Here is a 5,829-nt window from a genome sequence, read left to right as displayed (position 1 = left end):
ATGTCGTGCTTCACCCTCAAGTCGACACGCATAAAAAGCCTCCCATTTCTCATGTCCAAGAAATGGGAGGCAGTTCAATAAGCTGCTCGGGGGCCTTGTTGCTTATGGCCGGATGATTTCTAGCCGACCGTATCGTCAGGCGTGGGCGAGGGGTCGGGAGTGGGTGTAGGCGTAGGCGTAGGCGTGCCGCCATCGCCGCCGGTCGAACCACCAGTGGAGCCGCCCGTCGAGCCACCGGTCGTACCGGTGCCGCCGGTGGTATCGCCGCCCGTGGTCTCGGTGGTCGTGGTCGTCGTGGTAGTCGTCGTGGTGGTTTCGTCTTCGTCCTTGTTCTCGTCCTTGTCCTTGTCGTCGTTTTCCGTCTTCTTGGCGTTGTTGGTGCCGTAGAACTTCCAGACGCTGTTGTTCTTGTAGGTGGGCGCCGTTCCGGTCGCAAACTCCTCGCGCTCGGTACCGGTCAGAACGGTGTTCATAAATCGCTTAAAGACAGGCAGGTTGGTGCTGTCGCCCAGCAGGTCCGTGCCGTATTTTTGGATGGGGATCTCGCCCGCGGAATAGCCGGTCCACAGGGCGCACGCCAGCTGCGGGGTATAGCCGCAGAACCACAGGTTGGTGGTGTTGTCGGTGGTGCCCGTCTTGCCGGCATAGGGCTGGTTGACGCTCAGGGCACCGGCAGCACCCGTACCGCCGCCCTGCATGACGCCGGACAGAACATCGGTGACCGCGGCGGCCTCGCCCTCGGTAAGCACCTGTGAGGGATTGTCGGTGTGCTGGTACAGCACCGAACCGGTACGAGAGTCAATCTCGGTGATGGCGATCGGCTGGCGATAGTAGCCGCCGTTGGCAAACGTCGCGTAGGCGGCGGCCATCTCGAGCGGCGAGATCGAGCCGGTGCCGAGCGTCATGACGGGAACATCCTCGATGTTGTCCTTGGCGGGATCGATGCCGAGCTTTTTGACGAGCGAGATGATCTTGCTGTTGCCGACGGCTTCTGCCACCTGGATGTAGCCGGTGTTGGAGGAGTATGCCGTCGCCTGCTTAAGCGTGATGTTGCCATAGCTATGGTTGGCGTAGTTTTGGACCTCGGTCGTGGTGCCCTTGGCCTTGAGCGGCGAGTTGCAGTTGAGGGTGACGTTGGGGTTCATGCCGTTTTGGATGGCAGTTGCCAGCGTAAAGGCCTTGAAGGTGGAGCCGACGGGACGCTTGGCCGTGGCATGGTTTACGTGGTTCTCGTCGGCGTTGTAGTCGTAGCCGCCCACCATGCACTTGATGTAGCCGGTCTTGGGATCGACGACGACCATGCCCATGTCCAGGCCGTCGAGCGAGAGCGTGTCGAGCTGCTCGCGAACGGCATTCTCTGCCACCTGCTGCATCGTGGGGTCGATGGTGGTCTTGACGGTCAGGCCGCCCTTAAAGAGCACGTCGGTCGAGAACTCCTGCTCCAGCAGCTGCTTAACATAGGCGACAAAGTAGGGCTGCGAGTATACGTCGACGCCGCTGCCCGAGATTTCGGTCACGTTGAGGGTGATGGGCTCGGCCTGTGCGGCATCGTGCTCCTCCTGCGTAATGTGGCCCAGACGCAACATGTTGTCGAGGACCTTGTTGCGACGGGACAGCGCCAGGTCGGGGTTGACCGTGGGGTCGTACTGCGAGGGCGAGTTGGGAAGGCCGATGAGCAGCGCGGCCTCGCTCAGGGTGAGGTCGGCGGCGCTCTTGGACAGATAGGTCTCGGCTGCGGCCTCGATGCCGTAGGCGCCGTGGCCGTAATAGATGGTGTTGAGGTACATCATGAGGATCTCGTCTTTGGAGTACATATCCTCCATCTTTACGGCGATGTAGGCCTCGCGCACCTTACGCTCGATGGTCGAGTCGAACTGCTCCTCCTGCAGGATGGTGTTGCGCACCAGCTGCTGGGTGATAGTCGAGGCGCCTTCGTGCCCGCCGCCGAGGGTTGCCACCGCAGCACGCGCGATACCCCACAGGTCGATACCGCCGTGCTCGTAGAAGCGCTCGTCCTCGACGTCAACGGTGCCCTGCAGCACGTAGGGGGAGACCTCGTCCTTGGTGATGGACTTACGGTTTTGCGTGTAGAAGCTCGCGATCTTGTTGCCGTTGCAGTCGACGATCTCGGTGGGCTCGCTCACCAGATACGCGTTGGCGTCGGTGTAGTCGGGCAGATCGGACAGCCAGCGGTTGACGTTGCCGACCATGCCGATGCCAAATGCCACGCCCGCAATCAGCAGAAAGCCCAAAAACGAGAGCAGGATTATGGGCAGAGCATGCGTCTTTGAACGGCTGTGTCCCTGTCGTTGGCGAGGACCCATATATTGACCTCCAGGTATGTCGTGCCGGACGGTGGATGTGCCGTCGGGGCAGGATGGACATAAGTTATTACACGATAAACCAAACGGGGTGCGCGAGGCCTCGTGTATGCTGGAAGACGGCATTTTTCAGAGTGAATGCATACCTTGGTAAGGAGTTTGTCGATGGCGATTCGGACGATGGGGCCGAGCGGACAATACGAGACTGGATTGGATGCTGCTGGTGCGGCGCTGCCCGAGTTGCTGGCGCCGGCGGGCGGGCTCGACCAGATGCTTGCGGCCATCGCCGCGGGTGCCGATGCCATCTATGCGGGGTTGGGCGGCTTTAACGCCCGTGTGAGCGCCCATGGCTTTACGGATAACGAGTTTGCGCGCGGCTGCGCCGTGGCGCATGCCCATGGCGTGCGTGTGTACGAAACGCTCAACGTGTACGTGTTTGACGATGAGTTGTCCGACGCGGTGGTGTTGGGAGCTCATGCACTGGAGCTGGGTGCCGATGCTCTGATTGTCGCCGATGCCGGGTTGGCCTGCGCGCTGCGCGCGGCGATTCCCGGGGTCGAGATTCACCTGTCTACGCAGGCGGGCGTTCATAGCGAAGGCGCCGTGCGGCTTGCCGCCGATGAGCTGGGGGTCGAGCGCGTGACGACGGCACGCGAGCTGACGGTCGACGAGATTGCGGCGCTATGTGCCACGGGCGTGCCCATCGAGGTATTCTGCCACGGTGCGATTTGCATCGACTATTCGGGGGCGTGCGAGTTCTCGGCCCTGCGGCGTGGGCGCTCGGCGATGCGCGGCGACTGCACGCAGCCGTGCCGTCTGGCGTACGACCTGGTGGACGAGGCTGGACAGAGCGTTGTCGCCGTCGAGGGAGATCGCCTGCTGTGCCCGCGCGACTATCTGGGTATTGCGCATCTGCCCGCGCTTGTAGATGTCGGCGTGGCGTCGCTCAAGATCGAGGGGCGCATGAAGAACCCCGATTACGTATTCAACGTGGTGCGGGTGTGGCGCCGGGCACTCGATATGCTGTGCGACGGCGCGTGGGATCCCGGTGCCGTGGAAGAGCTTGAGCGCGAGCTGGGAAGGTCGTTTAACCGTGGGTTTACCGATGCGTACCTGCGAGGGCGTTCGGGTGCCGAGCTGATGAGCTTTGAGCGCGCGATTAACCAGGGCGTGCGCGTGGGGCGCTTGGTCGCTGTGGGCCACGAAGAGGTGACCGTTGAGCTCGACGCCGCCGTGGCGGCGGGTGACATGCTCGAGATCCGGTTTTATCCGGGTGTCGACGCGCGTCCCGATGTGCCCAAGCGCTGGCCGCAGGTGCCCTGCCCGGTGGATGCCGCAGCGGGGGAGCGCGTCGTCGTGCATTGCAAGCGTAAGGTGGGCACGGGCTGCGAGGTATACCTGATTCGCAGCGCCGGCGTGTTGGATCAGACGGCGGCGGTGTTGGAGTGCATGCGGGCCGAGGCGGATGCGATTGCGCCCGTTGCTCGTGCCGTTGAGGTGCTGCCCTTTGAGGACGTTGCGGTGGATGGCGGTGCGTCGACGGAGTTGGTGGAGTGCGCGGTTCCCACTCGCATGGTTTTTGCTTGGCAGCTGATGGATGCCGACCCGCGCGGAGAACTCGATTTGTCCGACGCCGTTGTGGTGCTTGACGAGGTGTGCCGCGTGAGTGATGCTGACCGGACCCGCTCACTGATGCAGCGTGCCGGGCGCGTCGTCTGCCGCAACCTGGGACAGGTGGTGATCGCTCGCGAGCTGGGCGTGACGTTTGACGTGGCGGCGCCGGTGTTCTGCGCGAATCGGGCCACGCTTACCTGGCTGCGCGGACTCGGTGCGGGGCGGGTGTACTTGCCGGCCGAGTTGCTCGGCAATGATGCGGAGCGTATTGCCGAACTGGCTGCTGAACCCGGCGTCTTGGGTCCGGTCGACGCCGACCGTCCCGAGCTTATGGTGTGCGAGCACTGCCTGCTGACCGCCGAGGGCGTCTGCGCCACCGATGCGACGGGACAGGTTCGTTGCCGCGACTGCTTGCGTCGTCGGCAGGTACGCTATCTGGTCGAGCGTGACGGTACACGTCTGCCAGTTGCCATTGACGCATGCGGCAGGACGAGGATTTTCCTGTCGTAGGTGCTGCGTCGCGTCAGTTTGTTATCATAAGAGAGTTTATGGACTTCCAGCACCGCCGTTTTCGGCGAGGGTGCTATAGCAAAAGGAGGATACCCAATGCTGTCTGTTGACGAGCAAATGCGTATCATCACCTCGGGCGCCGCGCAGATCGTTCCCGAGGCCGACCTTCGCAAGAAGCTTGAGAAGGGCGAGCCCCTCAACATCAAGCTCGGCGTCGACCCCACCAGCCCCGACCTGCACCTGGGCCATGCCGTGCCGCTGCGCAAGATGCGTCAGTTCCAGGACCTGGGCCACAACGTCACCCTCATCATCGGCAACGGTACCGCGTTGATTGGCGACCCTTCGGGCAAGAATTCCACCCGTCCGCAGCTTTCGCAGGAGCAGATCGAGGCCAATGCCGAGACCTACGTGAGCCAGGCCATGAAGATCCTGGATCCCGAGAAGACCACCATCGTGCACAACGGTGACTGGATCCTTTCGATGGATCTGGCCGGTCTGCTGCAGGTGTGCTCCAAGTTCACCGTCGCCCGCATCCTCGAGCGCGACGACTTTACCAAGCGCTACCAGTCTCAGACGCCGATCGCCCTGCATGAGTTCCTGTATCCCGTGATGCAGGCTTTCGACTCCGTGCAGATCAAGGCCGACGTCGAGATGGGCGGCACCGATCAGCTCTTCAACCTGCTCGCTGGCCGTGAGCTCATGGAGAAGATGGGCATGGAGCCGCAGATCGCGCTCACCATGCCGCTGCTCGAGGGCACCGATGGCGTGCGCAAGATGTCCAAGTCCTATGGCAACTACATCGGCCTGACCGACGCTCCCAAGGATATGTTCGGCAAGACCATGTCCATCCCCGACGAGATGATCGGCAAGTACTATCGTCTGGCCAGCTCGCTCACCCCGGCCGAGGTCGACAAGATCGACGCCGCCCTGGCCGATGGTTCTGCCGATCCCTACGAGCTCAAGCGCGCTCTGGGCCGCGACCTGTGCGACACCTACCACGGCGCCGGCGCCGGAGACGAGGCTCAGGCCGAGTTCGACCGCGTGTTCAAGGAGGGCCAGCTTGCCGACTTCCCCGAGAAGCATGTCGAGCTGATCGTCAACGACGAGGGCCAGATCTACCTCGCCGGCCTGCTCAAGGACTTGGGCCTTTCGGCGAGCGCCGGCCAGGCTCGTCGCGATATCGACGGCGGTGGCGTCAAGATCAACGGCAAGGCCGTGGCTCCCAAGAGCTACAACATCGATCCCAGCGCCCTCAAGCTGGGCGACACCCTTTCTGTGGGTAAGCGCAAGGGCTTCAAGTTGATTTAGTTCCGCCGTTCTACCGAACGGCGGACCGGCCGACGCTGCGCGGGCCGCATTTGGACAATCTGACGTTCAACTTCAA

At 62.7% G+C, this 5,829-nt stretch carries 3 protein-coding genes; 2 read left to right on the top strand and 1 reads right to left on the bottom strand.

The features are described 5' to 3' along the window. Positions 1–119: 119 nt before the first annotated feature. Complete coding sequence (locus PMX21_RS09795) at positions 120–2,324, bottom strand: transglycosylase domain-containing protein (protein WP_271759270.1); 2,205 nt, start codon at positions 2,322–2,324, stop codon at positions 120–122. Positions 2,325–2,486: 162 nt separating this feature from the next. Here PMX21_RS09795 and PMX21_RS09790 point away from each other — a divergent pair, with 162 nt between their 5' ends. Then, the gene (locus PMX21_RS09790) at positions 2,487–4,445 is read left to right on the top strand and encodes a U32 family peptidase (RefSeq protein WP_271759269.1); all 1,959 of its coding nucleotides are present in this window, start codon (positions 2,487–2,489) and stop codon (positions 4,443–4,445) included. A gap of 96 nt (positions 4,446–4,541) precedes the next feature. Continuing rightward, positions 4,542–5,753 carry a tyrosine--tRNA ligase gene (gene tyrS / locus PMX21_RS09785; RefSeq protein WP_271759268.1) on the top strand — a complete coding sequence of 404 codons (1,212 nt, stop codon included), beginning with the start codon at positions 4,542–4,544 and terminating at the stop codon, positions 5,751–5,753. Positions 5,754–5,829 lie beyond the last annotated feature (76 nt).

This window comes from Collinsella aerofaciens (assembly GCF_028209885.1).
GTDB classification, from domain to species: domain Bacteria; phylum Actinomycetota; class Coriobacteriia; order Coriobacteriales; family Coriobacteriaceae; genus Collinsella; species Collinsella aerofaciens_BA.
Note: the sequence above shows the minus strand (reverse complement) of the source record. Positions and strands in the feature narration are given on the sequence as shown.

What these genes read in the sequence shown, in the direction of transcription:
- PMX21_RS09795 (WP_271759270.1), bottom strand. Translation starts at nt 2,324, where the DNA reads ATGGGTCCTCGCCAACGACAGGGACACAGCCGTTCAAAGACGCATGCT.
- PMX21_RS09790 (WP_271759269.1), top strand. Translation starts at nt 2,487, where the DNA reads ATGGCGATTCGGACGATGGGGCCGAGCGGACAATACGAGACTGGATTG.
- tyrS (WP_271759268.1), top strand. Translation starts at nt 4,542, where the DNA reads ATGCTGTCTGTTGACGAGCAAATGCGTATCATCACCTCGGGCGCCGCG.